The following is a 25,306-nucleotide window of genomic DNA, read 5'->3' on the forward strand; positions in this document are numbered from 1 at the left end:
CCCTCAGCCTTCCCGCGGCCGCTTGAACGGGGAGTGCGTTTCCAGCTCTCCCAGATAGTTCGCCACCGCGGCGGTTTCCTCGTCCAGGAAGTTCTGGATCGCGTCCGCGAAACCGGGGTGCGCGACCCAGTGCGCCGACCAGGTGGGCGTGGGCAGCAGCCCGCGCGCCATCTTGTGTTCGCCTTGCGCGCCGCCCTCGAAGCGCGCGATGCCGTGGGCAATGCAATAGGCGATGGACTGCATGTAGCAGGTCTCGAAGTGCAGCCCCGGCACGTATTCGGTCGCGCCCCAGTAGCGCCCATACAGCGCGTCGCCGCCCGCCAGGTTGAGCGCGGCCGCCACCGGCTGGCCGTCGCGCTCTGCCAGGATCAGCACGAAGGCACCGGCCTGTTCGCGATACGCGCGGCGGAAGAATTCGTGGCTCAGGTAGGGTGGATTGCCATGGCTGAAGTAGGTGCGGCAATAGCATTCGTAGAAGAAGTCCAGCTCGACCGCGCCGATCTCGGCCCCGCGCAGCCAGCGGTACGACAGCCCGGCGGCCGCGACCTTCTTGCGGTCCTGGCGGATCTTCTTGCGCTTGTCGTGGCTCATCGTGGCCAGAAAGGCGTCGAAGTCCGCGTAGCCCGGATTGGTCCAGTGGAACTGCACGCTTTCGCGGATCATGAAGCCGGCCTCGCGCAGCGCGCGCATGTCGGCCTCGGCGGGGAACAGCAGGTGCAGCGAAGACACCTTGATCTCTTCGGCGAAGGCGACCAGCCCGCGCACCAGCGTGGCGCGATCCTCATCGTTGCCGGCCAGCAACCTGGGGCCGGTGACCGGCGTGAAGGGAATGGCCGACAGCAGCTTGGGGTAGTAGCGCAGCCCGTGGCGCTGGAAGGCGTCGGCCCAGGCGTAGTCGAATACATATTCGCCGCGCGAATGGGATTTCAGGTAGAGCGGCGCAGCAGCCGCCAGCGCATCGTCGCGCCACAGCGCCAGGTAATGTGGCGCCCATCCGGTCTGGGGCGCGGCGCAGCCGGTCTCGTGCAGCGCGCGCAGGAATGCATGGCGCAGAAAGGGCTGGTCGCCCGCCAGCGCGTCCCATTGCTGGGCGTCGATGCGGGACAGGTCGGTCTCTATGGTCAGGCGCAGGGAATCCATGGGTGAATGATAAAGTCTCCGTGTATGCGCGAGGCCTGCGGCCACGGCGCTTTCAAGGGATTTCGGGCGGGCGCGAGGCCGCCCGGCACAGAGAAGCATATGGATAGCAACACGACGCCCGACGCGGCCGGGCATCGCCAGGATTGCCTGCGTGGGCAGGCGCTGGCGGCCCTGGCCGCCACGGCCTGGCAGGACAAGCTGGCGGCAGTGCGCGCCATGTCGGATGAGACGGTGCTGGACTGCGAGCAGGCCTACACGCCCACGGCGGAACTGCCGGGCCGCCCGGCGCGGCCTGAGCTGGTGGTCCCCGCCCAGGTCAAGCAGCGTTCCATGGCCACCGAGGAAGGGCGCGCGGCGCTGCTGCACGCGCTGGCGCACATCGAATTCAATGCCATCAACCTGGCTCTGGATATCATGTGGCGCTTTGCTGGCATGCCGGCAGCCTTCTACCGCGACTGGCTGCGCGTGGCGCGCGAAGAGGCCTATCACTTCGATCTGCTCAGGCAGCGTCTGGCCGCCATGGGCTACGCCTATGGCGACTTCCCCGCCCACAACGGGCTGTGGGACATGGCGCAGCGCACGCAAGACGATCTGCTGGCCCGCCTGGCGCTGGTGCCGCGCACGCTGGAGGCGCGCGGCCTGGATGCTTCCCCCGCGATCCGTGCCAAGCTGGCGGGAGCGGGCGATGCGGAAAGCGCTGCCATCGTCGACATCATCCTGGCCGACGAGATCGGCCACGTGGCCATCGGTAATCATTGGTACAAGCAGCTGTGCGCGCAGGCGGGCAAGGATCCCGTGTCCTGTTATGCCGAACTGGCGCAACGCTATGACGCGCCCCGGCTGCGCGGTCCCTTCAACCTGGAGGCGCGCCGCGCCGCCGGCTTCGACGACGCCGAGCTTGCCGCGCTGCAGGCCGGCTGACTGGACGACATGAACAACCACGACTTCTTCAAGACGCTGCGGGCCCGCCCGCTGCGCGCGCTGGCCTGCGCCCTGGCCGGCGGCGCCCTCATTTCGCTGGCGCCCGCGGCGTCGGCCGCCGACGCGTTCGCGGCCTGCCTCGCGCAATTGCGCGGCGCGGCGCTCAAGGCCGGCGTGTCCGGCGCCACGTTCGACACCCAGACCGCCGGGCTTGCACCGGACATGACAGTGCTGGATCTGCTGGACGCCCAGCCGGAATTCAAGACGCCTATCTGGGACTACATGGCGGCCCTGGTCGACGATGAGCGCGTGGCCGACGGCCGGGCCGGCATGGCGCGCTGGCAGTCTGACCTGGACCGCGCCGCGTCGCGCTACGGTGTGGACGCAGCCACCATCGCCGCGGTGTGGGGCGTGGAAAGCAACTACGGCCGCACACTGGGCGGCCGGCCCCTGCTGACGTCGCTGTCCACGCTGTCCTGCTTCGGCCGGCGCCAGGCATATTTCCGCGGCGAATTCTTTGCCACGCTGAAGATCATCCAGGACGAGCACATCGCGCCCGAACGCCTGACGGGCTCCTGGGCGGGCGCTTTCGGCCAGACCCAGTTCATGCCCTCGACGTACTTGCGGCTGGCGGTGGACTTCGACGGCGACGGCCGCCGCGACCTGGTCGACAGCGTGCCGGACGCGCTGGCATCGACAGCCAATTTCCTCAAGCGCGCGGGTTGGAACAGCGCGCTGCAATGGGGCTATGAAGTCCGCCTGCCGGCGGGTCTGGACACTTCAGGCGCGGGCCGCAAGAACAAGCGCGCGATGTCGTACTGGGCGGGGCGCGGCGTGACGCGCGCCGCCGGCCAGCCGCTGCCCGCGGGCGACACGCCGGCGGGGCTGCTGCTGCCGGCGGGCAGCAAAGGTCCTGCCTTCCTGGTCACGCGCAATTTCGACGCCCTGTATTCCTACAACGCAGCCGAAAGCTACGCGCTGGCCATCGCCCACCTGTCCGACAGGCTGCGCGGCGGCGGCCCGCTGGTGCAAGCCTGGCCAACCGACGATCCAGGCCTGTCGCGGGCGCAGCGGCGGGAATTGCAACGGCTGTTGATTGCTCGCGGCTATGAGATCGGCGAACCCGATGGCATGATCGGCGCCCGCACCCGGCAGGCCCTGCAGACGGTGCAGCGCGAACTGGGCCTGCGGCCGGACGGCCGCGCCGGCCTGAAGTCGCTGCAGGCCTTGCAAGAGGGAAAGGCCGTCGACTGACGGGATGCAATCGACAAGCTTTGTAAAGATGCCGGGTGTCATCCATCGGATGACAGGCGGGGCGGCAGGCATGGGCCTATACTGGATCTCCGTTTTTTCAGGAGCACGATGATGAGCCTATTGGATACCTTGGCCTCGATGGCCGGCGGCGGTCAGCAAGGGGGCTCGGCTTCGCTGCTGCCCGCGTTGATCGAGCAACTGAACAAGTACCCGGGCGGCCTGACCGGCCTGATCGCCAGCTTCCAGAAGGGCGGCTTGAGCGAGATCGTGGCGTCATGGGTGGGCACCGGCCAGAACATGCCGGTCAGCGCCGATCAGCTCGGTTCCGTGCTGGATCCCGGCGTCGTCAACGAACTGGCCGCCAAGACCGGTCAGGACACGGACTCCGTGCTGGGTTCGCTGTCCTCGCTGCTGCCGCAGCTGGTGGACAAGGCCACGCCCAACGGCGAGGTCCAGGGCGAACAGCAATTCAACCCTGCCGACCTGCTGGCGTCCCTGTCGGGCATCTTCGGCAACCGCGCCGGGTAAATCCTATCGCCAGGCAGCCCATGCAGGCGTCTGCGCCTGCTTCCACCGGCCGGCGACGCCTGTTGCAGGGCTTGGGCGTGGCGGCGCTGGCCGCCAGCCTGCCCGCCTGCGCGCCGGCCTGGTCGGTGCAAAGCACCTTCTGGCAGCTTTGGCCCAGCCACCTGGAATTGAGCCCGCAGGCGTGGCGCGAACGCATCGCCGCCATGCACGCGTTGGGATTCCGCGAGATCATCATTCAGTGGGTGGGCGCCAGCGGCGGGGCGCAGCCCTGGCAACTGCCCGCGTCCACGCTGGCGCTGATCTTCGACGAGGTCGAGCGCCTGGGCATGGGGCTGCAGTTGGGCCTGCCCTACGACGAGCGCTGGTGGCGACAGTTGGGCAATCCGGATGACGCCGCGCTGGCCGCATTCCTGCAGGCCGCACAGGCGCAGGCGCTGGCTTATGCGCAAGCGTCGAACGCAACCGGGCTTGCCGCTTTCCGCGGCTGGTACATCCCTTACGAGATCGAGCAGCACAGCTGGGCCGCGCCCGGCCGCCAGGCGCGGCTGGCGCAATGGCTGCGCGAGCTGTCCGATCCGCTCGCGCAACAGACGGGACGCGTGCCCGCCATCTCCACGTATCACAGCAAATTGCCGGGAGCGCTGAGCCTGGCCGACCTGTGGAACGGATTGTTGGATGTGGTCAGGCTGAGGCCCATGCTCCAGGACGGAGTGGGCGTGTCCGGCATGGCGGCGTATGAGGCGTTGGAGCCCTTGCATCGCATGCTGCTGGCGCGTCGTGCGCCGTTCGACCTGATCGTCGAACTATTCGAGGAACTGCCGTCCGAACGCCAGGACGGCACCACCTTCAATGCCCGCTCCGCCGACGCGGCGCGCGTGCGCCGGCAGTTGCGCATCGCGCGGCGCTACCGCGCGCAACGCGTGGTCGCCTTTGCGGCTGATCCCTGGCTGATCGGGCCTACGCCCGAGGCCGAGCGCCTGAAGCGGGAATGGCCGCTCTAGGCGGCCGATCAGCGGTCTGACGCGGAATGGTTAGCGCGGGTGCGCCGCGGCCATGGCCTTGAGCTGCGCGCAGGTCTTTTCCTTGTCGGCCGCGCTCAACGTGCCCAGTTGCACCTTGGCTTGGCTGTAGGACTTCGAAAAAGCGGCGTCGAAGTCCGCCGCCGACATGCCCTGGGCGCTGGTCGCAGTCTTCTGTTGTTGCTTCATCTGCTCGAGCTGCGCTGCCGTGTAGGCGCCGCAGTACTCGGCGGCGGCATGCATCTGGCCACTCACGGCCGCCAGGTTGGGCATCTGGCCCTGCATGGTCTGCTGGGCAAGGGCGGCGCCGCTGGCCAGGGTCAGGGCGGCGGCGGCCAGGGCGATACGGGCTTGTTTGAACATCGGCAATTCAATCTCCAACGCGGTGAGGGATGAGGTTTGCACGCCTGGCGATCGCTCAGCCTGCGTGGCGCGGAGCACTATGCCCGATTCATTGTTATAGGCTTATGAACCGATGTAATCGTGTGTATCAGCGGCTCAGTACGACAGCGTCATGTTCATGAACCAACCCTTGGCGCGGTCGCTCTCGCCCCCGCCCAGGCTGGTACGGTACTGGACGCCGAAGTCCAGGTAAGAGCGCGGCGCGTTGTAGTGGTCTTCGCGGAACCAGTAGCGCACGTTGAAGCCCGGCCCCACGCCCAGCGACCAAGAAGTGCCGTGGTCGGACAGGACCACCGACTGGCTGCCGTAGCCGGGCAGGTCGTCCAGCTTGGCCACGCTCTTCTGCCACAGCCAGTCCGCGCCGACCACCGCGTACGGAAACAGCACCAGCTTGTCGCTGATGCTGGTGGCGCGGAAGCTGCGGCCCACGCGCAGTTCGCCGGACAGGAAGGCCTGGTCGCGCTTGAGGCGGCCCGAGGAACTGCCCAGATCCTGCTGACGCTGGCCCTTGGAGTCCACCGAATAGGCGGTATAGCGGGCGCTGTTGTCGTCCCAGGCGTAGCCGGCCTGCGCATAGCCTTCGATCGTCAGCCAGCTGGGTACGTCCACGCGCAATTCGCGGCCTTGGTAATAGCCGTAGGTGACGTAGGACATCCAGCCCCCGGCATTGCCGTTGAGTTTGTAGCGCGCCACGGCGCTCTGGTCCTGCAGATTGGGATAGGCGTTGTGGAAGGCTTGCTGCGCCGCGCACTGCACCGCGCTGGATTCGGGGTAGGCATAGCCCTGGCGGGTGGCGGATCCCAGAAAGAAGCGGCGTTCGATGCCGAAAGTTATGCCGGTATCGGCCAGCAGATAACGCAGGCCCAGCGCGCCGATGGTGCTGGGGATGCCGGATGAGGTGCTGTTGTTGCGGAAGCGTTCTTCGTTAGAGCGTTCGTCCGGGGTGCTTTCCCCGGTGCAAGGGTCGACATTCCTGCGCGACTCGTAGGTGCTGCCGCTGTCGTACAGCGTGTTGGAGCTGCGCGCGTACGCCTCGAGCATGCCCCAGCGGTTGTTCAGTTGCGGCGGACGCCAGAAGATTTCCGCAGTGCTGAAGATCACGTCGCCAGGGGTGTTGATGGCGGCCCCGCCCAGGCTGGAGCTGGCCGGCCGTGCGCCGCGATAGGATGCGGAGAACGAGCCGCCCCATTCGCGCGACAGGGCGGCGACGCCGCTGCGCGTGTTGTAGCGCTCCAGCGGCGTGAGGCCCAACTGGCCGGCATCGTCCATGTCGATGGCTTGCTTGAGCGAGTCGGTGGCGGCGCGGTTGTCGCCCATTGCCGACTGCGCATAGGCCTGGTCCAGGATCAGGCGCGGCGGCGCCTGGCCGGTGGCGCGCGCGGCCGCGAAGTCGGACGCCGCGCCCGCGGGCTGGCCCAGGCGCTGGCGCGCATAGCCGCGCTGCGCAAGCAGCTGGGCCGAGTCCGGCTGGCGGGCGATGGCGTCGCTCAGCCGGGCTTCCGCCTCGGCGGCTTGCGCCTTGTTGCCCGCGGCCAGCGCGGTCGTCAGCAGCTGGGCATAGCTCTCATTGTCCGGCGCTTGCGCCACGGCCTGGCGGGCCAGCGTGATGGCTTCCTGGTAGGCGCCCTTGTCGTAGGCGGCATAGGCGCCCGTGGCGGCCTCGCTACCCGGAGCCGGCGCCGCGGGCGCCTGGCTTGCGGCGATCTGCTTCTGATAGGCCTGCTGCCTCGCCTGCAGCGCCGCCTTGTTGGGCGCGCCCAGCGCCAGCGCCGTGTCGACGGCCTGGCTGGCGGCTTCGTAGCGCTGTTGCGCGCCCAGCGATTCCACCCACAGCAAGGCCCATTCGCCTTGCCTGGGCACGGCGCGGAAGGCGCGTTCGGCGCCTGCGGCGGCCGCGGCGTAATCCTGGCGTCCATAGTCCGCATAGGCGCGCGCCGCCACGGGATAGGCGCGCTGGTACGGGGTTTGCGGCGCGGGCTTGCGGACAGGGGCGGGCGTCTGCACGGGCGTCTGCCCGGAAGCTTGCGCAGGCGTTTGCGCCGCGGGCTGTGTGGGCGTGGCGGCCACGGCAGGCGGGCGCTGCAGGTTGGCCTTGGCCTGCCGCAGTTCCGGGGTGCCCAGGCCGTCGGCGATCGCCGCGTCGGCCGCACGGGCGGCCTCCTGCCGTTTGCCTTGCTTTTCCAAGGCATAGACCAGCAACAGGCGCAGGCGAGCCACGTCGGGCCGCAGGCGGATGGCGTTCTCCGCCATGATCTGGGCGGTTTCGTAATGGCCGGCGTCGTACTGCTTGTAGGCCTGGTCGGCCAGTTGGTAGGCGTCGCCTTCCAGCGGACGTTCGGCTGCGGCGGCAGGTTGCGCGGCCGCTACAGGGACTGCGGCCACGCACAGCAGGGCGCTGAAAGCCAGCGTACGGGAAAGGACGGTCATGGAGGAGTGGGCCTGTGCGATAGCGGGTCCGCGGGGTGTTCGGTTTGCGTCGGGGCGCCTTGCTGGAATGACAGCGCTTCGTGCAGCGTCTTTTCGTCGAGCCAGCCCCGCTCCATCAGGATTTCGCCCAGCGGCCGCTTCTCGCGCGCCTGGATCTCCAGCGCCTGCTCCAGCATCTGATGATCGATGGCTTGCCAGGACAGCAGCAGGTCGCCCAGGCGCTGGCGTTGCTGCGCCAACTGGTCGGTGGATGGGAAGTCATGCATGGTCTTGTCCCAGGCCAGCCGCTTGCCGGTGATCAGGTGGCCGATGAACAGGCGCCAGGCCCGCGCCGCCGCCATGGCGTTGATGAAGTTGCCGACGATCATGCGCGGCATGGACAGCAGCGCATGCTCCCAGCCGTACATGCGGCCGACGAAATACGCGCGCTGCACCACGCGCAGCAGCAGGGCCCCCGCGTTCAGCCACATCAGCGTCACCAGCCAGCCGCCGGGGCGGAAGTAGGAAGGGTAATAAACCTTCCACCAGCCAAAGCGGTCGGCCAGATAGAAGAGAAAGAAGTTGGCCAGCAGCAGATAGGCCAGTATCGCGATGAACGACGTGAACAGTCCCTTGCGGTCGCGGAACAGCAGATACTTGGTGGCCAGCGAGCCGGTCCACCCCACCTGCTGCCAGCCTTGCAGGCCGATGCCCAGCGTCCAGCGCGCCTTTTGCCGGTAGGCGGTGCGGAAGGTGTTGGGGAAGTATTCGCGCACGCCCAGCGGCATCCTGATGGCGGAGATCTTCTCCCGCCCCAGGCCGAACCATGAGCGGCGGCGCGTCACGTACTCGACCTCGAATTTGCCGAAGATCTGGCGCATGCCGCGCTGGGCCAGGCGCGCGCCGATGTCGTAGTCCTCGGTCAGCGTGTCGGTATTGAAGGGCTGGTTGTTGGTCTCTGCCGCCAGCACCTCCAGCGCGTGGCGCGAGAAGCAGGTGCCGACGCCGGCGGACGGCACCATCTTGGACAGGCTTTCCCGCACCACCAGGTCCTTGGTGTGCCATTCGGCGAACTCGTCCATGTAGGTGCCGGCGACCAGCTCGTGCCACTCCCGTTCCAGCGACGTGACTGGCAACTGGATGAAATCGATGCGCGGCAGCAGATAGTTGTAGTACTTGAGTTCCAGCGGGTGCAGCACGTCTTCGCTGTCGTGCAGGATCACGCCGGCGAAGGGCTCGGGCTGCATGGCGTTCTGCGCGAAGATGGCCTGCACGATCCAGTTCAGGCAGTCGGCCTTGCAGGTCGGCCCGTCGTGCGGCACTTCCACCCGTATCAGTTGGCGGTAGCGCCGCCGCATGCGTTCCACTTCCTTGATGGTGCGCTCGTCGTTCTGGTACGTGCCCGCGAAGATCATGTAGTTCTTGTATTCCAGCGTCGACACCATGTTCTCCAGCATGGGCGCGATCACGTCGTACTCCAGCCAGGCCGGCACCATGATCGCCAGCGGCTGTTCCCGCTTGGCGCGCAACTGCTCGGCGGTCAGCGGCGCATACTGGCGCTTGACCGTCAGCCCGCGGCGCAGTTCGCGCAGCCAGAACCAGCCGTCGATGAACAGGTCGTCCAGGCTGGACAGCAGGATGATGACGCCGACTACCGCCGTCACGATCTCCAGGCCGCGGTAGTAGTCGGCGATGAGGTAGGGCCAGTAAAGCGAGGACATGGCGCCTCCGGGTTACTTGCTGTCCTTGTTCTTCCTGCGGGTGACGCGCAATGCGGCAATCAGGATCAGGAGCAGGACCAGCAGGCCCACGCTCAGCGCCGGGACGCTCCACGACAGGTAGTTGCGCCATTCGAAGAAGGCGCTTGCGCCCGCCCCAGGCGGCTGGCCCGCCGCGGGATTGGCGCTGTCGATCCAGGCCAGCGGCCCTGCCGCGCCGATGATGGCGATGTTGCCGCGGTTCAGCACGAAGGGCGCCTGCGGCATGACCGGGCGCTGGCCCAGCGTGTGCCACAGCAGGCCGTCCTGGCCGCCGGCGCGCACCACTTCGGCCGTGCTCAGGTTGTCCAGGCCGGAAACGTCGAGCCAGGGCGCGCTCTTGCCGTCCACCGTCAGCTGCTTGCGGTCCGTGACCTTGACCATGGGCTTGGCGCCGTCCACCGCGACTTCCATCGCCACGAAGGGGCCGCCGGGCTTGGCCGCCTGGCCCGCCGGCGTGAGCGACAGCGCCGCGCGCGTGGCGGACAGGCCGCTGGCCGTGGCGATGCCGATGACGCGTTGCAGGCTGGCCGGCGCGTCGGCCAGATAGCCGTCGGGGATCAGCAACTGGGGGCTGCCGGCCAACAGCGGCAGCAGCCCCACGAAGGTGCCGTCCGGCTGCGCGCGGCCCGGCTTCACATAGCTGGTGGGCAGCACGTTGACGGGGTAGCCTTGCGGGATTTCGTTGCAATCCACCGATACCGGCTGGCGCTGGAACGTGACGCGCACCGCGTTGGTAAGGCCCAGGGCGTAGCCGGGCACGCGCGCCGTCAGGCGTTCGGGATGGCCGTCGGCGTCCATCTGCTTGGCGGCCAGCAGGATGCCATTCCAGAACACCGAGGCGACCGGCCGGGTGGCGGACGCGCCCGGCGCGGCGGCCAGGTCCATGACCAGTTCGTCCGGCATGCTGCCGTCCGCCGACACCGCGGCCAGCGCGAACGTGGCGTTCCAGTCGCCGCGCGCGACCACGTCGAAGCTGGCGGACGATCCGCCCAACGCGGTCAGGCGCATGCCATCTTCGCCCGAAGCCTGCGGCGGCTCCGCCGTCTTGACCTGCGCCTGGCGCGTGACCAGGATGCGGCGCCAAGCCGTGTCGAAGGCGCCCGCGCCTTGCGCGCCGGCGTCGGCGGCCACGGCGATGACCGCCTGCCGACCCAGCGGCGCCAGGCGGATCTCCTTGGAGGGCAGGTCCTGGCCGGCCAGGGGCATGCGCCGCTGGCGCCAGACCTGGAAGGCCTCGGCGGCGTCGCCGTCCTGCGCCAATTGCGCCTGCAAGGCGTCCAGCGCCTCGTTGTAGCGGGCGCGCAGCGCGGCGTCGGCGATCACCACGTCGCCGCTGACGGCGGGCGCGCCCATGACCAGCAGCGCGCCGATCTCCGCGGCGTTGGCCAGCTTGTGCTTGTCCTTGCCCGCCAGGGCTGCGAACGCCTGCACTTGCCCCAGTCCGTTCGGGGCCTGCAGGCCGCGGGTGTCGATCTCGTCGCCCACCGCCGGGAAGGCGCGGACTGCGACCCGCTTGCCGCTGCGCTCCATCGCCACGCCCATGCGCCAGGCGCTGTCGAAAGCCTGCTGGTCGAGCTTGGCGCCCGCCACCATCAGCACGGGCTTGCCGGGCAGGGTGCTCCAGGCTTCGTCCAGGCTGCCGATGGCCGAGGCGTCGTAGCGGTAGCTCAGGCGCGTGCGCGGCGACACCATCAAGGCGTTGGCGGTGGCGCGGTTGCTTTCGCACTGGCGCTGCGCGATCTCCGATTGCCAGTCCACCGCCAGGCGCACGAAGCCGGTGTCGCGCACGCGTTGCTCCACGTTCAGCTTGCGCGTGGCCGACCCCTCGCCGTCGGCGATGCGCTGCGCCGTCTGCGGCACGCCGTCCACCCATAACACCATGCTGGCGCGGCCCGGTTCGCCCTTGATGTAGCGCGCGTCGAAATCGAGCGTGGCGTCGGCTATCGCCACGCCGCGGGGTACCGGCAGGTAGAACTCCTGGCGCGCATCGCTGTTGCTCAGCACCACCGGTTCGCGGATGCCCAGGTCTTCCAGGCTGGTGTCGCGCGTGACCCAGTCGTCGCCCAGCAAGCGCCGCAAGGCGTCGCCCGCGGGACTGGCCATCGCTCCCAAGGGGAGCAGCAACCCGGCGGCGATCAGCGCGCGGCAGAGGGTGCGGGCGGCGGGGGAATGCGGGGCATGGGGCATGAGGGCTCCGGTGGTGAGGGGCATGGGGCGGCTAACGGGCCGCGGCCGGTGCTTGAGGCGCAAACTCGGATACGGCGCGGCCGCAAAGCGCATCGACGATGCGCTGGCTGGCGAGGCCGTCGCCATAGGGATTGATGCGGCGCGAGAACGAAGCGTGCAGTTCCGGGTTGTCGAGCAAGCGGTTCACTTCGGCCAGGATGCGCTGCGTATCGGTGCCGACCAGCGTCACGGTGCCGGCCTGCACGGCTTCCGGGCGTTCGGTGACGTCGCGCATCACCAATACCGGCTTGCCGAGGTAGGGCGCTTCTTCCTGCACCCCGCCCGAGTCGGTCAGGATCAGGTAGGCGCGCTGCATGAACCAGACGAAGTCCAGGTAATCCAGCGGGGCGATCAGATGCACGCGCGACAGGCCGTCCAGTTGAGCCATCACCACGTTGCGCACCTGCGGATTCAGGTGCACGGGGTAGACGATCTGCAGGTCTTCGCGCCGCGCCAGTTCGGCCAGGGCGGCGCAGATGTTCCGGAAGCCCTCGCCGAAGCTCTCGCGCCGGTGTCCGGTCACCAGCAGCAGGCGGCGCTGCGGATCCAGCCAGCCGTAGCGTGCCGCCAATTGCTGCGCCAGCGCACCTTCGGGCGCGAGCTTGGCGCAGGTCATGGCCAGCGCGTCGATCACGGTATTGCCTGTGACCGTGATGCGGCCCGAGAGGTTTTCGCGCAACAGGTTGGCGCGCGATTGCGCAGTCGGCGCGAACAGCCAGTCGCCCACCGCGTCAACCACGCGGCGGTTCATTTCCTCGGGGAAGGGCTTGGCCAGATCGCCGGTGCGCAGGCCGGCTTCGACGTGGCCGATGCGCGCGCGGCGGTGGAAAGACGCCAGCGCGCAGGCCGATGCGGTGCTGGTGTCGCCGTGGACCAGCACGCAATCGGGCTGCTCCGCCTCCAGCACGCTGTCCACCCGGCTGATCAGCCGCGCGTACAGGCCGTTGAGCGTCTGGTTGGGCACCATGATGTCCAGGTCGTGCTGCGCCCGCAGGTCGAACAGGGCCATCACCTGATCCAGCATCTCGCGATGCTGGCCCGTCACGCAGACGACGCTCTGGATCCGGGGTTCGCCTTGCAGCGCGGACACCAGGGGCGCCATCTTGATCGCTTCGGGACGGGTCCCGAATATGGAAAGGACTTTCATCGCAAGAGCGGGCCCCCTACGCCGGTGGCATTTTCTTGCGTAGATTATGGATTGAAAGTAATCGTAATATGTGACGGTTTATTTCAATAAAAGGGGATTGCCGGAAAATTTGGGGACAAACTGTTGCTTTCGCGCGATACCCCGAACTATTTACCCAGCGTCATGCCGCCGTCGATGGTGACGACCGAACCCGTCATGAACAGGAACGGCGGCCTGGTCAACGCGATGATCGACGCCGCGATTTCCTGGGTAGTCGCCAGGCGGTTCATCGGATGCATGGCCGCAAGCCGCGCTTCGTCCAGTTCGCCCGCGTCGATGGAATGCTGGATCAAGGGCGTCTTGACGTAGCCCGGCGCCACCGCGATGACCCGGATGCCGTCCTCGGCCCATTCATTGGCCAGCGACCGCGTCAGCGTTGCCACGCCGGCCTTCGATACGGCGTAGTGGGCGCGGCCCTTCATCATGACCATGCCGGCCACCGACGCGATGTTGACGATGACGCCGCCGCGGGCGCGCAGCGCCGGATACAGGGCATGCGCGCAATGGAAGGTGCCGTTGAGGTTCACCGCCAGGACCTGGGCCCATTCCGCGGGGTCCTTCTCCGCGACCGGGGCACGGCTGCCGGCGATGCCGGCGGCGTTGATCAGCAGGTCTACGCCGTCCAGCTGTGCCGCCGCGCGGGCTACGCTGGCGTAGTCCGAAACGTCGACGGCCACGGCGTCATCCGCGGCGCTCCGGTCCCACACCACGACCTGCCAGCCTTCGGCGCGCAGCTGCCGCGCGCATTCCTGGCCGATCCCGCTTGCGCCGCCGGTGATGACGGCGGTCCTTGCTTGAGTGTTCGTGCTCATGTCTGACTCGCTATGTAGGTTGTGTCGATTTCAGGTGCCGGAGGCCGCTGCTTGCGCGGCCGGCGCCGCGCGCCGGTTGCGCACGCACAGGATCGCCAGGCCCGCGCTCGCCAGCGTCGCCAGGGCGAACACCTGGGCCGCGAGTTCCCATTCGCCGCCGCTGGCCTGCATGACCGCGCCGGTCAGGGTCGGGCCGAAGAAGCCACCCAGCGAGCCGATGGTCGTAACCAGCGCCAGGGGGCCGGCGCTCGCGCCGATGTAGTTCTGCACCGCGGCATTGAGCGGACCGTAGTACGCGATGGTGTAGCCGGTGATGATGGACACCACGGCCAGGAATGCCGCCAGGGACACCATCGCCGCGCCGTGCAGCATCAGGAAGCCGCCCGCGCCCGCCAGGCAGACGACCGCCAGGTGCCAGCGGATGTCGCCGGTGCGTTCGCTGCTGCGTCCGACCACGTAGCTGAACACCAGCGCCACGACGTTGGGAATCATCAGCAGCGCGCCGATTTCCAGCGGCGTGATGCCGTACAGCTGCTTGAGTATGGTCGGAAGAAAGTACGCCAGGGCAAAGGTCGCGGCATACGCGGCCAGCAAGATCAACAGCAGGCCCCACAGCATGGGCTGGCGGAAGACGGCGAATCCGTGCGTCCAGGAAGCGGAGGGGAAGGCCGTGCGGGCCGGAGCCTCGTGTTCCATGACGGCGCGCAAGCCCTGGCGCTGGCCGTCGCTGAGCCAGCGGGCCTCCTGCGGCGTGCCGGGCAGGTAGCGCAGGATCAGCAAGCCCAGCAGCATGGTGGGCAGGCCTTCGATGAGGAACAGCCAGCGCCAGCCCGGCATGCCGGCGTCGATCTTCAGCAGCGCGCCCGCCAGTGGCCCGCCGAAGATCATGGCCAGCGGCAGCGCCATGATGAAGATCGAATTGATGCGGCTGCGGTAGCGCGGCGGAATCCAGGATGCGATGTAGAAGTTGACGGCGGGAATGAAACCGCCTTCCGTCACGCCCAGCAGGAAGCGCAGCGCGTAGAACGATTTTTCACCGTGCAGCGCGGCCATCAGGCAGGAGACCAGGCCCCAGGCCAGGAACATGCAGGCCAGCCAGCGCCTGACGCCGAAGCGTTGCAGCGCCAGGTTGGCGGGCACGCATACGCTGGCATAGCCGATGAAGAAGAGGCCCGCGCCGAACCCGTAGGCCGCCAGGGAGATGCCCAGGTCCGCGCCCATCTGCAGCTGCGCATAGCTGATGTTGGTGCGGTCCAGGAAGTTGAGCAGATATCCTGCGAACAGCAAGGGCAGGACGCGATTGCGAAAGCCGGCGACAGCCTGTTCGGCATGCGCCAGATCTTCATTGCGGATCATGGTAGGTCTCCTGTCGTCCGCCTTGGTGGCGGATCTCTCTAGGCTGGGATGGCGGCGGCGCGGGGCAGCACTGCGCCGGCTGTGGTTTCAGTTGCGCCCTGTCACCCGGGCGTACAGGTCGGTATCCGGCCACGCGGCGCCGCGCCAGGCGACGTGCTGGTCGGGCCGGATCAGGGTGAGCGGGGCGGGGTAGAGGTTGGCCACGCCGCCTTCGTCCGGACGGATCAGCGTCAAGGGCACGCCCGCAGCCTGCGCTGCGGATACGGCGGCATCGACGTCGCGGGCGGCCGCCGTGGGCAAGGCCAGCAGGGTAAAACCCGGGCCGAAATGGTCGTACAGCGAGCTGCCGTCATGCAGCCAGGCATGCGGCGCCAGGGCGCCGGGACGGGACGAGGGCGTGTAGTTGATGAAGTCCCGGGCCGGCTCGGGGCTGCCGTCGGGCACGATGACGGGAGAGTCCGCGTACTGGTAGCCCAGCACCACGCCCAGGGTGGAGAACTCGCGCATCTTCGCCGCGCGGATGCGCGCGCCGGCTTCCTGGCGCGCCCGCTCGCCTGCGGCGCCAGCGTCTTCAAGATGGTCCGCCAGCAAATGATTGCCGAGGATCGAATGGTTGTGTTCGGCTTCGTCGAGCACCCATTGGTGCACGGGCCGGCGTTCCCGTTCATAGCTGTCGATGAGGGCGGGGCCGCCCCAGCCTTGCAGCGCCGCGGCCAGCTTCCAGCCCAGGTCCACGCTGTCGGCCACCCCCATGTTCATGCCATAGCCGCCGAAGGGCGGATGCAGATGGCAGGCATCGCCCACCAGGAAGACGCGCCCTTGGCGGTAGCGGTCGCCCAGCAGCTTGCTGGCGGTCCACTCGTCGCTGCTGAGCACCTCGTATGGCAGGTCGATGCCGGTGGCGCGGGCGATCATGGCGCGCGCGTCGATGTCGCTGGCGCGTTGCTGCGGGTCCACGTGAGTGGGCATGAAGAACCAGGTGTCGCCGCTGTCCATCGGACCGATCAGGCTGGGCGCGTCGCCGTTGATCTGCCAGTACATGATGGCGGGGCCGTGCCGATGGGCCTGGGCCAGTCCGGGGGCGCGGAACACGATGTTGTAGTTGCGGGACAGCCCGTAGCTGCCTTCCATGCGCGTGCCGATCAGGTCCCGCACCAGGCTGCGGGCGCCGTCGGCGCCCACCAGGTAATCCACTTCCAGTTCGATGTCCCGGCCTTGCGCCAGATCGCGCAAGCGCGCGTGCACTCCGCCGGCATCCTGCGTCAGGTCCAGCAGCTCGGAGCGGAACCGTATCTCCACGTCGGGTAGCGAGGAGGCATGCGAACGCAAGACCTCTTCCACGGTGTACTGGGGTATCCACTGCGCGTGTTCCGAGTACAGCGGATTGCGGCCGGGGGCGCAGTACATGGCGTTCTCGTGCCGCCCGAGTTCGAAGCCGGCCAGGCGGGTGCAGAACACGACGTTGGAGGGGTAGTACGCGCCCAGCGGCGACGCCGCGCGCAATCGGTCGGCGATGCCCCAGCGGCGCAGGTGTTCGCGCGTGCGCACATTGGTCGTCTTGGCGCGCGGCGCGTATCCCACGCGGTCGTTGCGCTCGATGAGCAGGCACGGAATCTTTCTGTGCCCCAGTTCGATCGCCAGACTCAGTCCGGCCGGTCCGGCGCCCACGATCAGCACGCGGGGCGAGGCTCGCTTCTCCACCTTCGGTCTCCTCGGTTGCCTGCTCATCTGCAGGCTTTGGAAGCATCCTAGGCCTATGTCCATGATGCTGAAAGATGGCAGAATTGGCTTACCGATATCAAATTTGATTCACTTCCATGAAGCTCAACACCCTGCGGGATTTCCTGGCCGTGGCCGAACGCGGCGGCGTCAGGGCCGCGGCCCGCCATCTGGACGCGCCTCAGCCGGCCATCTCGCGCAGCATCCGCGAACTCGAGAAAGAGCTGGGGTGCGTGCTGTTCGAACGGCATGCCAAGGGCGTGCGCCTGACCCCCATGGGCGCCGTGTTCCTCAGGCGGGCCAACGCCATCCGCCATGAGCTGCAGCGTGCGCGCGACGAGATCGGCCAGTTGAACGGCGCGTCCCGCGGACGCGTCACGCTGTGCATGTCGACCGCGCCGCATCTGGGACTGTTCGCCGAAGTGTTGCGCGAGTTCCGGGCGCGCTACCCGGATACTCATCTGGAGATCATCGACGGGGTCTACCCGCTGGTGGAGGCGTCCCTGCTGGATGGCACCGTGGACTTCTACATCGGGCCGGTGCCCGCGCGCACGCCTGGCGAACTACAGGTGGAAAAGCTCTTCGACAACACGCGCGTGATCATCGGCCGCAAGGGCCATCCGCTGGCGCGCGCCCATTCCCTGCGCGACCTGGCCGGGGCGCAATGGATCACCACCTCCATCACGCACAAGGCCGAAGAAGAGCTGGGTCCGCTGTTCGAGAAGCATGGCCTGCCACCGCCGCACCTGGCCTTGAAGGCCCAGTCCGCGCTGACCTTCATCACGGCCCTGACCAATTCCGACCTGCTGATGATGCTGCCGGTGCAATGGCTGCAGTATCCGCTGCTGCAAGGCGTGTTCCAGGAAATCCGCGTCAAGGAACCGCTGCCCGCGCCGCCGGTATGTATCGTGCAGCGCGCCGGCCTGCCGCTGACGCCGGCGGCCGAGTACTACTGCACGCTGGCGCGGCGGGCAAGCGCGCGGACCTCGGGCTAGAGGCCGGCCGCCGGCCACTGGAAGCGTTGCGCCACCTTGTCGAGAAAGCGGCCGGCCGCCTCGCGGTGGTAGTCGGTGGAGCGGGCCACGCCCTGGCCCGCGGCTTCCAGGTCCAGCATCGCGTTCAGGTCGCTGTTGAGCGAAGCGTTGAAGCCGCGCTTGGTGATCGCCAGCGCCGCCATGGGCAGTTCTGCCATGGACAGCGCGATCTGCCGCGCGCGCTCGTGGATCGCCTCCTGCGGCTGGATCTCGAACACGATGCCCATGTCGCGGGCTTCCTGCGCCTCGAATTCGCGGGTGGAGAAGGCCAGTTCCTTGGCGCGTTGCAGGCCCACCATGCGCGGCAGCGTGTACATGGTGGCGCAATCGGGGATGGCCCCCAGCCGCAGGAAGGACAGGCAGAAGCGCGCCCGCGGCGAGGCCAGGATCAGGTCGGCGGTCAGGGCCAGGCCCAGCCCGGCGCCATAGGCCGGGCCGTCGACCGCTGCGATCACCGGCCGGTCCAGCGTGATCAGGCCTTCTATCGTCAGGAGCAGGCTGGCCATGCGTTCGCGCGCCTCTTCGGCGGAGCCGCCGGAGCCCATGGTGGAGATGTCGCCGCCCGAGCAGAAGGCGCCGCCCGCGCCGGCCAGGATCACGACGCGCACGCCGCGGTCGCGCCGGATCTCGCCCACCAGATGGGCCAGCTCTTCGCGCATGACCATGTCCAGCGCGTTGCGCTGGGCGGGGCGGTTCAGCGTGATGGTGGCGACGCCGCCTTCCACGGCATAGAGCAGGGTCTTGAACTCGCTAGAGATGACTTGCATCGGATCGGTCTCCATGTCTGCCTTCCATGATGGCCGGGCCGCGCCATGCGGATCCGGCCGCAAGCTGCCGCGGGCGCTCAGGCGATGGCGCCGCGTTCGCGCAGGGCCTGGATCTCGGCTGGCGCCAGGCCCAGTTCCGCCAGCAATTCTTCTGTGTGCGCACCGGGCGCGGGCACTGCGCGAGCCTGCCCGGGCGTGCGCGAAAGCCGCGGCGCGGGGGCGGGGTGCACGATGCCGCCGGTTTCGATGAAACTGTTGCGCGCCACATGGTGGGGGTGCCGCGGCGCTTCCTCGAAGTCCAGCACCGGCGCGAAGCAGGCATCCGTGCCTTCGAGCAGCGCGCACCATTGCTCGCGGGTGCGGCCCGCGATGATGCCGGCCAGCTTGGCGCGCAGCTGCGGCCATTGCGCGCGTTCCCATTGCTGCTGGAAGTCCGGGTCGTCGATGCCGCAACGCTCCAGCAGCAGGCGGTAGAACTGCGGTTCGATCGCGCCGATGGAAACGTACTTGCCGTCCGCGCAGGCATAGCAGCCGTAGAAATGGGCGCCGCCGTCCAGCATGTTGGACTGGCGCTGGTTGATCCAGCCTCCGTCTTGCAGCTTGCCGTGGTAGGCGCTCGCCAGCAGGGACGCGCCGTCGCAGATGGCTGCGTCCACCACCTGGCCCCGGCCCGTGCGGCCGGCCTCGAGCAGGCCGCAAAGCACGCCGAAGGCCAGCATCATGGCGCCGCCGGCCATGTCGCCGACCAGATGCAGCGGCGGCGTCGGCGGCCGGTCGGCATGTCCCATGGCGTGCAGCGCGCCGGTGATGGCGATGTAGTTCAGGTCATGGCCGGCCGCCTGCGCCAGCGGTCCGTCCTGGCCCCAGCCCGTCATGCGTCCGTACACCAGCCGCGGATTGCGCGCCAGGCATTCGTCCGGCCCCAGGCCCAGCCTTTCCATCACGCCCGGGCGGAAGCCTTCCAGCAAGGCGTCCGCCCGGTCCAGCAGCCGCAGCACGATGTCGGTCGCGCCGGGCTTCTTGAGATCCAGCGCGATCGTGCGCCGGCCCCGGTCGATGATGGTGCCGCCGCCGCCCAGGAAGCCGGGCGCAAGCCGGTCGATGCGGATCACGTCCGCGCCCATGTCCGCCAACATCATGGCGCAGAACGGGCCGGGCCCGATGCCGGCCATTTCCACCACCGTCAATCCGTTCAGGGGACCAGCCATGTCTATCGTCACTCCATGATGTGTCGGGTTCTCAGGCTTCGAAGAATTCGGCGCGCGCGTCCAGGATGACCTGGGTGTACTTCTCCATGTTGGCGTCCATGCGATGGGTCGGGCCGACGATGGACAGGGCAGTCAACTGTCCGCCGACACGCCCGGCGATGCCGATGGCCGAGACGCCTTCATTGCCTTCGTCGCGGGTGTGGAAGTACTTCTTTTCCAGCTGGGATTCGATCTGCGTGCGCAGGGTCCCGGGGTCGGTGATGCTGCTGGCCGTGACGTGTTCGAACGGCAGCGCATCGATCACGGCGTTGCGTTCTGCGGCGTCCATTTCACCCAGCAGCGCCTTGCCCAGCGCCGCGACCTGCAGGTCGAAGGTGGTGCCGGGCTGCACCACGTAGCGCAAGGCGCGCGGGCTTTCCTGGCTGGCGTAGATCTTCACCTTGTTGCCGTCCAGCAGGCCGCACATCGAGGATTCGCCGGACTGGCGCGTCAGGATCTCCAGCGCTTCGGACGCGAAGGCTTGCAGCGGATCGGCCGCCGAAATGCCCTGGGCCACGTCGAGCAGCCTGCCCGTCGGGTGGAAGTAGCGCGACTTGGGCGTGCGCAACAGGTAGCCTGCCTGGCGCAGCGTGTAGAGCAGGTCCGAGCAACTGCTGTCGGCCAGGTCGAGAAAGCGCGCCATTTCCGAATTCGTCAGGGGACGGCGTTCCCGCGCATAGACTTCGAAGACTTGCAGCACGCGCTGTGCGGTAGGGAGGATTTGCGGCATAGGATGTCGGAGTGGATAGTGGAACCGGCCCGGGCGTTTGCGTAGCCGGTCATTTCAACGCGGAAATGCCTAATACGCTTTGCGCCATGAGCAGGGCCTGGATCTGGTTGGTGCCTTCGGCAATGCTCAGGTGGCGGGCGTCGCGGTAATGACGCTCGACGGGGAACAGCGTGGTGTAGCCCGCGCCGCCATGCACCTGCATGGACAGTTCCGCCACGCGCAGCACGGCGTCGGTGGCATGGCGCTTGGCCATCGAACATAGCATCTGGCTGTCGGCGGCGTTGCGGTCCAGCGCGTCGGCGGCGCGCCAGCACAGCAGGCGCGAGGTTTCGACCAGCGTCATCATGTCGGCGATCATATGCTGCACCAGCTGGAAGCCGCCTATGGGCCGGCCGAACTGGACCCGGTCGCCGGCGTATTTTACCGCCGCCTCATAGGCGGCCTCGGCGATGCCCAACGCGGAAAACGCCACCACGCAGCGGCCGATGTTGAGGTACTTCTTGGCCAGCGCGAAGCCCTTGCCCTCGGCGCCGATCAGGTTGGCCGCGGGGATCTCCACGTCTTCGAACAGCAGCTCGCCCAACGGGCAGCTCAGCATGCCCATCTTGTCGATGGGGCTGGACGAGAAGCCTTGCATGGCGCGCTCGAACAGCAGGCAGGACACGCCGCGTTCGCCGCCATCCCGCTGGGTCTGCACGAACACCACGCCCAGCTCGCAGACCGTGCCCAGGCTGATGTAGAGCTTGCGGCCGTTGACCCGCCAGCCGGTTTCGGTCTGCACCGCGCGCGTTTCGACATGGGCCGCGTCCGAACCAATGTTGGGTTCGCTCAGCGCGAAGCTGGCGATCGCGTCGCCCGACAGGACGCGCGGCAGGTACTTTTCCTTGAGGTAGGGCGAGCCGCCGTCGCTCAGCACCGAGGCGGCGAGATTGCTGGTGCTGACGATGCTGCGCAGCGACGGCCAGACGCGCGCGAGCTCGGCTATCAGCATGCCGTAGGTCGTCATCGGCAGGCCGTAGCCGCCGTCCTTTTCCTGCAGCATGCCGCCCAACAGGCCGAAGTCGCGCATGGCGCGGACCATGTCCTGCGGCACCACGCGGGCTTCGGCCTCGTAGCGGTTGACGATGGGCGCGACTTCGGCCGTCAGGTAGCGGCGCAGCGAGTCGCGCAGTTCGATCTGGGTGGAGTCCAGTGAGAAGTCCATGCGAGTCCTAGGCGGATATGGTCGAGGAGGGCGTTGCGGCGGCGGTCATGAGGGGCGTTGCTCCAGGCTGGCATCCGCGCCGGGGCGCAGGCCGATCAGCGCGTCCAGCGGCATCGCGCCCTGTCCTTCGGCGCCGACCCAGACCGGGTTGAGCTCCAGTTCCTGCAAAGTGTCGCGGCGGCTCCAGGCAAAGTCCGAGACCCGCAGAATCAGGTCCTCCAGCGCGGCAAGGTCGGCGGGCGCCTGGCCGCGCACGCCGTCCAGCATGTCGGCGTAACGGATCTCGCGCAGCAGGGCGCGCGCATCGTCGCGCGACAGCGGCACCATGCGGTGGGCCACGTCGCGGATGGTTTCGACGAAGATGCCGCCCAGGCCGAAGGTCAGCACCAGGCCGAAGGCCGCATCGCTATGCACGCCGACCAGCACCTCGCGGCCGCCCGGCGGCAGCATGCGCTCCACCAGGATGCCGTCGATGATGGCGTCCGGCTGGTGGCGTGCGACCGATTCATGAATGGTGGCATAGGCTTCGCGCGCCGCGCCGGCGCTGGCGATGCCCAGCTTGACGCCGCCCGCTTCGGTCTTGTGCGCGATCTGGGCGCTGACCACCTTCATCACCACGGGAAAGCCCAGGCGCTCGGCCTCGCGGGCTGCCTGCTCGGCGCTGGCGGCAACCACTCCTTCGGGTATTGGCAGGCCGGCCGCGCGCAGCATGGCCTTGGCCGCGGCTTCGCTAAGCATGCGGGCCTGGTCGGATGCAGCATCGGCGTGCGCGGGCGCTGCCGCCGTCGCGCGTTCGGGCCGCTTCCACGGTATGGCCTTGGACAGGGCCGCGATCGCGTCCGACAGCGACAGGAACGGCAGCAGGCCGGCGGTTTCCAGCAGTTGGAAACCGCCGCCCAACCGCCGGCTCATCCAGACCGGCACGATCAGAGTTTCGGTTTCGGCCGCCACCGTGGCGATGGCCTGCGCCATGCCGTCGGTGATGGAACCGTAATCCATGGGGATGGGGAACAGCACCGTGCCCACCGCCGGGTCGGCGCATATCGCGCGCAGGCAGGCCGCCGAGGCTTCGGGGTTGCGCAGGATGTCGGCAGTGGTGTCTACCGGGTTGTCGATACTGGCGAAATCCGGCAGCAGCTTGCGCAAGGCGGCCTTGGTCTCGGGCGCGAACACCGCCATCGGCAGGCCGGCTGCGCCGGCGATGTCGGCGGCCAGCGCGGCGGTGCCGCCCGAGAAGGTATGGATGCACAGGCCGTTGCCGCTCTTGGGCGTGATGCGCGTCAGCAGGCGCGAGACCGCCAGCAACTGGTCCAGGTCATCCACTTCGATTGCGCCGAACTGCCGGAACACAGCGCTGTTGACCGCAGCCGTGCCGGCCACCGACGCCGTGTGCGACTGCGCGGCGCGTACGCCGGCTTCCGACCGGCCCACCTTCAGCACCACCACCGGCTTGTTGCGGGCGCGCGCCAGTTCCAGCGCCGCCGTCAGCCGCCTGCCGTGCTTCACGCCTTCCATCAGCAAGGCGATCACGCTGGTTTTCGGATCGTTCGCCATGTGGGCGATGAAGTCAGGAATCTCCAGGTCGACCTCGTTGCCGGCGGAGAACCACAGGCCCACTCCCTGGCCGTAGGACAGGCCCTGCAGCAGGTTGCGGCCCAGTCCGCCGCCCTGGGTCGCCAAGCCGATGGAGCCGGTGTTCAGATCGTCCTTGAAGGCGGGCGAAAAGGTCATGCCCAGGCGGTCACGCACGTTCACGAAGCCCGGACAGTTCGGCCCGTAGACATGCAGGCCGGTAGCCTCGCACAGCTCGGCGATCTCGCGTTCCAGGCGCCGGCCTTCCTCGCCTGCCTCGGAAAAGCCGGAGGTCATGACCACCGCGAAAGGGATCCCGCGCGCCGCGCATTGCCGCAAGGCATCCAGCACCAGCGAGGCGTTGATCATGATCAGGGCCACGTCGATCTCGGCTGGCGGCAGGGCGCTGATGGATGGCCAGCAGGGCCGGCCGCCGATTTCCTGGTAGGCCGGGTTGACCGCGTACACCTCGCCCGGCACCGACGAATGCAGCACCAGGTTGTCGTACAGGCGGCGCCCCTGGCTGGATTCGCGGGCAGAAGCGCCGACCACGGCCACATTGCGCGGATTGACGAAGCGCGTCAGGTCTGCGAACGGTTTCATGCCGCGCCCTCCATGGACCGCAGCACCATCGCGAAGTCGGCCTGGACCACCACCTCGCCGCGCTGGTTGACGGCTTCGCGCCGGAACACCACCTTGTCCTTGCCCGGTCGGTACTGCCCGGTTTTTTCGGTCACCGTCACTCGCACGACGATGGTGTCGCCGATGAAGGTGGGTTTGGGAAAGCGGCAGTTGATATCGATCAGCGCCAGCACGTAGGGTTCCAGCTGGCGGTAGCCGCTGGACTGGGTGGTCAGCCCGGACAGCACGGACAGCACCAGCAGGCCGTGGGCGATGCGCTGGCCGAAGGGCGTGGCGCTGGCGTACTCGTGGTCGACGTGCAGGCGGTTGAAGTCGCCGGACAGGCAGGCGAAGTTGACGATGTCGCTTTCGGTAATGGTGCGGCCGGCGGATTCGAAGCAATGGCCGACCTCCAGCGGCTGCTGGACGGGAAGCGGGGATGGGCTGGCAGGGCTTGCGCTTTGCATGGCTGATCGGATTCCGGAAGGGAGGAGCGTTTTACGAAGCGTAGCGGCCGCCGGTCACATGCAGCAGTTCGCCCGTGATGAAGGAGGACCGTTCAGAAGCCAGGAAGGCCACCGCGTTGGCGATGTCCTCGACCGCGCCCAGGCGTGGCACCGGCTGGCGCGCCAGCGCATTGGCGCGCAGGGTTTCGTAGGTGGACAGGCCGCGCACCAGCGGCGTTTCGATCAGTCCCGGGGCGATGGCGTTGGCGGTGATGTTGAACTTGCCCTGTTCCAGCGCCAGCGCGCGGGTGAAGCCGATCAGGCCCGCCTTCGCAGCCGAGTAGTTGGTCTGGCCGGGATTGCCCCAGTGCGCGCGCGAGGCGATGTTGATGACGCGGCCCCACTTCCTTTCCATCATCGAGGGCAGGGCGGCCTTGGTGCAGTAGTAGGCGCCTTTCAGGATGGTGTCGACCACCGAATCCCAGTCCTCCACCGGCATCTTGAGCAGGTACTTGTCGCGCGTGAAGCCGGCGTTGTTGACCAGGATGTCGATGCCGCCGAACTTGTGCGCGGCCAGCTCGGCCATGGTCTGCACCTGTTCCGCGTCGCAGACGTCGAGCACGGCGCCGATGGCCTCGTGGCCGGCCTGCTTCAGGTTGGCTACCGCCTGTTCCACCGATTCGGGATTGATGTCGGTAATGACGATGCGGGCGCCTTCCTGCGCCAGGGCCAGTGCCGACGCATAGCCAATGCCGCGGCCGGAACCCGTGATGACGGCGACTTTACCGGTGAGTTGCAGGTCCATCTCCATTCCCCTTCTGTAGCTGATGGCGCCCGGCACGCTGGGCCCGAAATCCGATATCCCGGGATAGGCGCCTGGCAAGTTTGAATTTATTCCGAGGTTCCGAACAAATATACACACCACCGGAATTCTTGACAATTAATATCGGCACATC

At 68.0% G+C, this 25,306-nt stretch carries 21 protein-coding genes; 5 read left to right on the top strand and 16 right to left on the bottom strand.

What is annotated here, in order from left to right:
* Window positions 1-3 precede the first annotated feature (3 nt).
* On the bottom strand, window positions 4-1,140 hold the full coding sequence (locus IB259_RS20110; RefSeq protein ID WP_192329982.1) for a GNAT family N-acetyltransferase: 1,137 nt from the start codon (window positions 1,138-1,140) through the stop codon (window positions 4-6).
* Window positions 1,141-1,239: 99 nt separating this feature from the next.
* Between IB259_RS20110 and IB259_RS20115 the strand changes: the two genes are divergently transcribed.
* From IB259_RS20115 to IB259_RS20130, 4 genes are all read left to right on the top strand, one after another.
* On the top strand, window positions 1,240-2,061 hold the full coding sequence (locus IB259_RS20115) for a ferritin-like domain-containing protein (RefSeq protein ID WP_054450827.1): 822 nt from the start codon (window positions 1,240-1,242) through the stop codon (window positions 2,059-2,061).
* A 9-nt stretch (window positions 2,062-2,070) separates the two neighbouring features.
* A complete protein-coding gene (locus tag IB259_RS20120) occupies window positions 2,071-3,315 on the top strand; it encodes a lytic murein transglycosylase (RefSeq protein WP_192329984.1) in 1,245 nt (414 codons plus the stop codon).
* Window positions 3,316-3,396: 81 nt separating this feature from the next.
* On the top strand, window positions 3,397-3,843 hold the full coding sequence (locus IB259_RS20125; RefSeq protein ID WP_225589308.1) for a YidB family protein: 447 nt from the start codon (window positions 3,397-3,399) through the stop codon (window positions 3,841-3,843).
* A 20-nt stretch (window positions 3,844-3,863) separates the two neighbouring features.
* Complete coding sequence (locus tag IB259_RS20130; RefSeq protein WP_192329986.1) at window positions 3,864-4,844, top strand: DUF4434 domain-containing protein; 981 nt, start codon at window positions 3,864-3,866, stop codon at window positions 4,842-4,844.
* A 30-nt stretch (window positions 4,845-4,874) separates the two neighbouring features.
* Here the strand turns inward: IB259_RS20130 and IB259_RS20135 are convergent, their stop codons facing one another.
* The 8 genes from IB259_RS20135 to IB259_RS20170 all read right to left on the bottom strand — a co-directional run bounded on the left by IB259_RS20135 (window position 4,875) and on the right by IB259_RS20170 (window position 16,711).
* Window positions 4,875-5,225: a hypothetical protein gene (locus IB259_RS20135; protein WP_225596900.1), complete on the bottom strand. Its 351-nt coding sequence runs from the start codon at window positions 5,223-5,225 to the stop codon at window positions 4,875-4,877.
* Window positions 5,226-5,360: 135 nt separating this feature from the next.
* Window positions 5,361-7,691 (bottom strand): hypothetical protein, encoded by a 2,331-nt coding sequence (locus tag IB259_RS20140; RefSeq protein WP_175213979.1) that lies wholly within the window; start codon window positions 7,689-7,691, stop codon window positions 5,361-5,363.
* The gene (locus IB259_RS20145) at window positions 7,688-9,391 is read right to left on the bottom strand and encodes a glycosyl transferase family protein (protein WP_054450835.1); all 1,704 of its coding nucleotides are present in this window, start codon (window positions 9,389-9,391) and stop codon (window positions 7,688-7,690) included. Before IB259_RS20145 ends, IB259_RS20140 begins: the two co-directional genes overlap by 4 nt.
* 12 nt (window positions 9,392-9,403) lie before the next feature.
* Window positions 9,404-11,617 carry a cellulose biosynthesis cyclic di-GMP-binding regulatory protein BcsB gene (locus IB259_RS20150; RefSeq protein ID WP_192329988.1) on the bottom strand — a complete coding sequence of 738 codons (2,214 nt, stop codon included), beginning with the start codon at window positions 11,615-11,617 and terminating at the stop codon, window positions 9,404-9,406.
* A 31-nt stretch (window positions 11,618-11,648) separates the two neighbouring features.
* Entirely contained in the window at window positions 11,649-12,803 is a 1,155-nt protein-coding gene (wecB, locus tag IB259_RS20155) for a non-hydrolyzing UDP-N-acetylglucosamine 2-epimerase (protein WP_119450919.1), read from the bottom strand.
* 146 nt (window positions 12,804-12,949) lie between these two features.
* A complete protein-coding gene (locus IB259_RS20160; protein ID WP_054450840.1) occupies window positions 12,950-13,654 on the bottom strand; it encodes an SDR family NAD(P)-dependent oxidoreductase in 705 nt (234 codons plus the stop codon).
* Between the two features lie 30 nt (window positions 13,655-13,684).
* Complete coding sequence (locus tag IB259_RS20165; RefSeq protein WP_192329990.1) at window positions 13,685-15,010, bottom strand: MFS transporter; 1,326 nt, start codon at window positions 15,008-15,010, stop codon at window positions 13,685-13,687.
* Window positions 15,011-15,097: 87 nt separating this feature from the next.
* Complete coding sequence (locus IB259_RS20170; RefSeq protein WP_370528706.1) at window positions 15,098-16,711, bottom strand: FAD-dependent monooxygenase; 1,614 nt, start codon at window positions 16,709-16,711, stop codon at window positions 15,098-15,100.
* A 116-nt stretch (window positions 16,712-16,827) separates the two neighbouring features.
* On the opposite strand from IB259_RS20170, the gene IB259_RS20175 reads away from it, so the two are divergent.
* On the top strand, window positions 16,828-17,724 hold the full coding sequence (locus IB259_RS20175; RefSeq protein WP_192329993.1) for a LysR family transcriptional regulator: 897 nt from the start codon (window positions 16,828-16,830) through the stop codon (window positions 17,722-17,724).
* Here IB259_RS20175 and IB259_RS20180 read toward each other — a convergent pair.
* The 7 genes from IB259_RS20180 to fabG form a co-directional block, all read right to left on the bottom strand.
* Window positions 17,721-18,545, bottom strand: coding sequence for an enoyl-CoA hydratase/isomerase family protein (locus IB259_RS20180; protein WP_054450846.1), 825 nt, complete (start codon window positions 18,543-18,545; stop codon window positions 17,721-17,723). The two genes, IB259_RS20175 and IB259_RS20180, sit on opposite strands and share 4 nt — an antisense overlap.
* A gap of 62 nt (window positions 18,546-18,607) precedes the next feature.
* A complete protein-coding gene (locus IB259_RS20185) occupies window positions 18,608-19,738 on the bottom strand; it encodes a CaiB/BaiF CoA-transferase family protein (protein ID WP_192329995.1) in 1,131 nt (376 codons plus the stop codon).
* A gap of 31 nt (window positions 19,739-19,769) precedes the next feature.
* Window positions 19,770-20,507: an IclR family transcriptional regulator gene (locus IB259_RS20190; protein WP_054450848.1), complete on the bottom strand. Its 738-nt coding sequence runs from the start codon at window positions 20,505-20,507 to the stop codon at window positions 19,770-19,772.
* A gap of 49 nt (window positions 20,508-20,556) precedes the next feature.
* Complete coding sequence (locus IB259_RS20195; protein WP_125472801.1) at window positions 20,557-21,711, bottom strand: acyl-CoA dehydrogenase family protein; 1,155 nt, start codon at window positions 21,709-21,711, stop codon at window positions 20,557-20,559.
* Between the two features lie 45 nt (window positions 21,712-21,756).
* Window positions 21,757-23,886: an acetate--CoA ligase family protein gene (locus IB259_RS20200; RefSeq protein WP_192329997.1), complete on the bottom strand. Its 2,130-nt coding sequence runs from the start codon at window positions 23,884-23,886 to the stop codon at window positions 21,757-21,759.
* Complete coding sequence (locus IB259_RS20205; RefSeq protein ID WP_054450854.1) at window positions 23,883-24,371, bottom strand: MaoC/PaaZ C-terminal domain-containing protein; 489 nt, start codon at window positions 24,369-24,371, stop codon at window positions 23,883-23,885. Before IB259_RS20205 ends, IB259_RS20200 begins: the two co-directional genes overlap by 4 nt.
* A 31-nt stretch (window positions 24,372-24,402) precedes the next feature.
* Window positions 24,403-25,155, bottom strand: a complete 753-nt coding sequence (fabG, locus tag IB259_RS20210; protein WP_119450912.1) for a 3-oxoacyl-ACP reductase FabG — start codon at window positions 25,153-25,155, stop codon at window positions 24,403-24,405.
* Window positions 25,156-25,306: the final 151 nt, after the last annotated feature.

This window comes from Achromobacter sp. ACM04 (assembly GCF_014851465.1).
Lineage (GTDB): Bacteria > Pseudomonadota > Gammaproteobacteria > Burkholderiales > Burkholderiaceae_B > Achromobacter > Achromobacter aegrifaciens.

What these genes read in the sequence shown, in the direction of transcription:
- IB259_RS20110 (WP_192329982.1), bottom strand. Translation starts at nt 1,140, where the DNA reads ATGGATTCCCTGCGCCTGACCATAGAGACCGACCTGTCCCGCATCGAC.
- IB259_RS20115 (WP_054450827.1), top strand. Translation starts at nt 1,240, where the DNA reads ATGGATAGCAACACGACGCCCGACGCGGCCGGGCATCGCCAGGATTGC.
- IB259_RS20120 (WP_192329984.1), top strand. Translation starts at nt 2,071, where the DNA reads ATGAACAACCACGACTTCTTCAAGACGCTGCGGGCCCGCCCGCTGCGC.
- IB259_RS20130 (WP_192329986.1), top strand. Translation starts at nt 3,864, where the DNA reads ATGCAGGCGTCTGCGCCTGCTTCCACCGGCCGGCGACGCCTGTTGCAG.
- IB259_RS20135 (WP_225596900.1), bottom strand. Translation starts at nt 5,225, where the DNA reads ATGTTCAAACAAGCCCGTATCGCCCTGGCCGCCGCCGCCCTGACCCTG.
- IB259_RS20140 (WP_175213979.1), bottom strand. Translation starts at nt 7,691, where the DNA reads ATGACCGTCCTTTCCCGTACGCTGGCTTTCAGCGCCCTGCTGTGCGTG.
- IB259_RS20145 (WP_054450835.1), bottom strand. Translation starts at nt 9,391, where the DNA reads ATGTCCTCGCTTTACTGGCCCTACCTCATCGCCGACTACTACCGCGGC.
- IB259_RS20150 (WP_192329988.1), bottom strand. Translation starts at nt 11,617, where the DNA reads ATGCCCCATGCCCCGCATTCCCCCGCCGCCCGCACCCTCTGCCGCGCG.
- wecB (WP_119450919.1), bottom strand. Translation starts at nt 12,803, where the DNA reads ATGAAAGTCCTTTCCATATTCGGGACCCGTCCCGAAGCGATCAAGATG.
- IB259_RS20160 (WP_054450840.1), bottom strand. Translation starts at nt 13,654, where the DNA reads ATGAGCACGAACACTCAAGCAAGGACCGCCGTCATCACCGGCGGCGCA.
- IB259_RS20165 (WP_192329990.1), bottom strand. Translation starts at nt 15,010, where the DNA reads ATGATCCGCAATGAAGATCTGGCGCATGCCGAACAGGCTGTCGCCGGC.
- IB259_RS20175 (WP_192329993.1), top strand. Translation starts at nt 16,828, where the DNA reads ATGAAGCTCAACACCCTGCGGGATTTCCTGGCCGTGGCCGAACGCGGC.
- IB259_RS20180 (WP_054450846.1), bottom strand. Translation starts at nt 18,545, where the DNA reads ATGGAGACCGATCCGATGCAAGTCATCTCTAGCGAGTTCAAGACCCTG.
- IB259_RS20185 (WP_192329995.1), bottom strand. Translation starts at nt 19,738, where the DNA reads ATGGCTGGTCCCCTGAACGGATTGACGGTGGTGGAAATGGCCGGCATC.
- IB259_RS20190 (WP_054450848.1), bottom strand. Translation starts at nt 20,507, where the DNA reads ATGCCGCAAATCCTCCCTACCGCACAGCGCGTGCTGCAAGTCTTCGAA.
- IB259_RS20195 (WP_125472801.1), bottom strand. Translation starts at nt 21,711, where the DNA reads ATGGACTTCTCACTGGACTCCACCCAGATCGAACTGCGCGACTCGCTG.
- IB259_RS20200 (WP_192329997.1), bottom strand. Translation starts at nt 23,886, where the DNA reads ATGAAACCGTTCGCAGACCTGACGCGCTTCGTCAATCCGCGCAATGTG.
- IB259_RS20205 (WP_054450854.1), bottom strand. Translation starts at nt 24,371, where the DNA reads ATGCAAAGCGCAAGCCCTGCCAGCCCATCCCCGCTTCCCGTCCAGCAG.
- fabG (WP_119450912.1), bottom strand. Translation starts at nt 25,155, where the DNA reads ATGGACCTGCAACTCACCGGTAAAGTCGCCGTCATCACGGGTTCCGGC.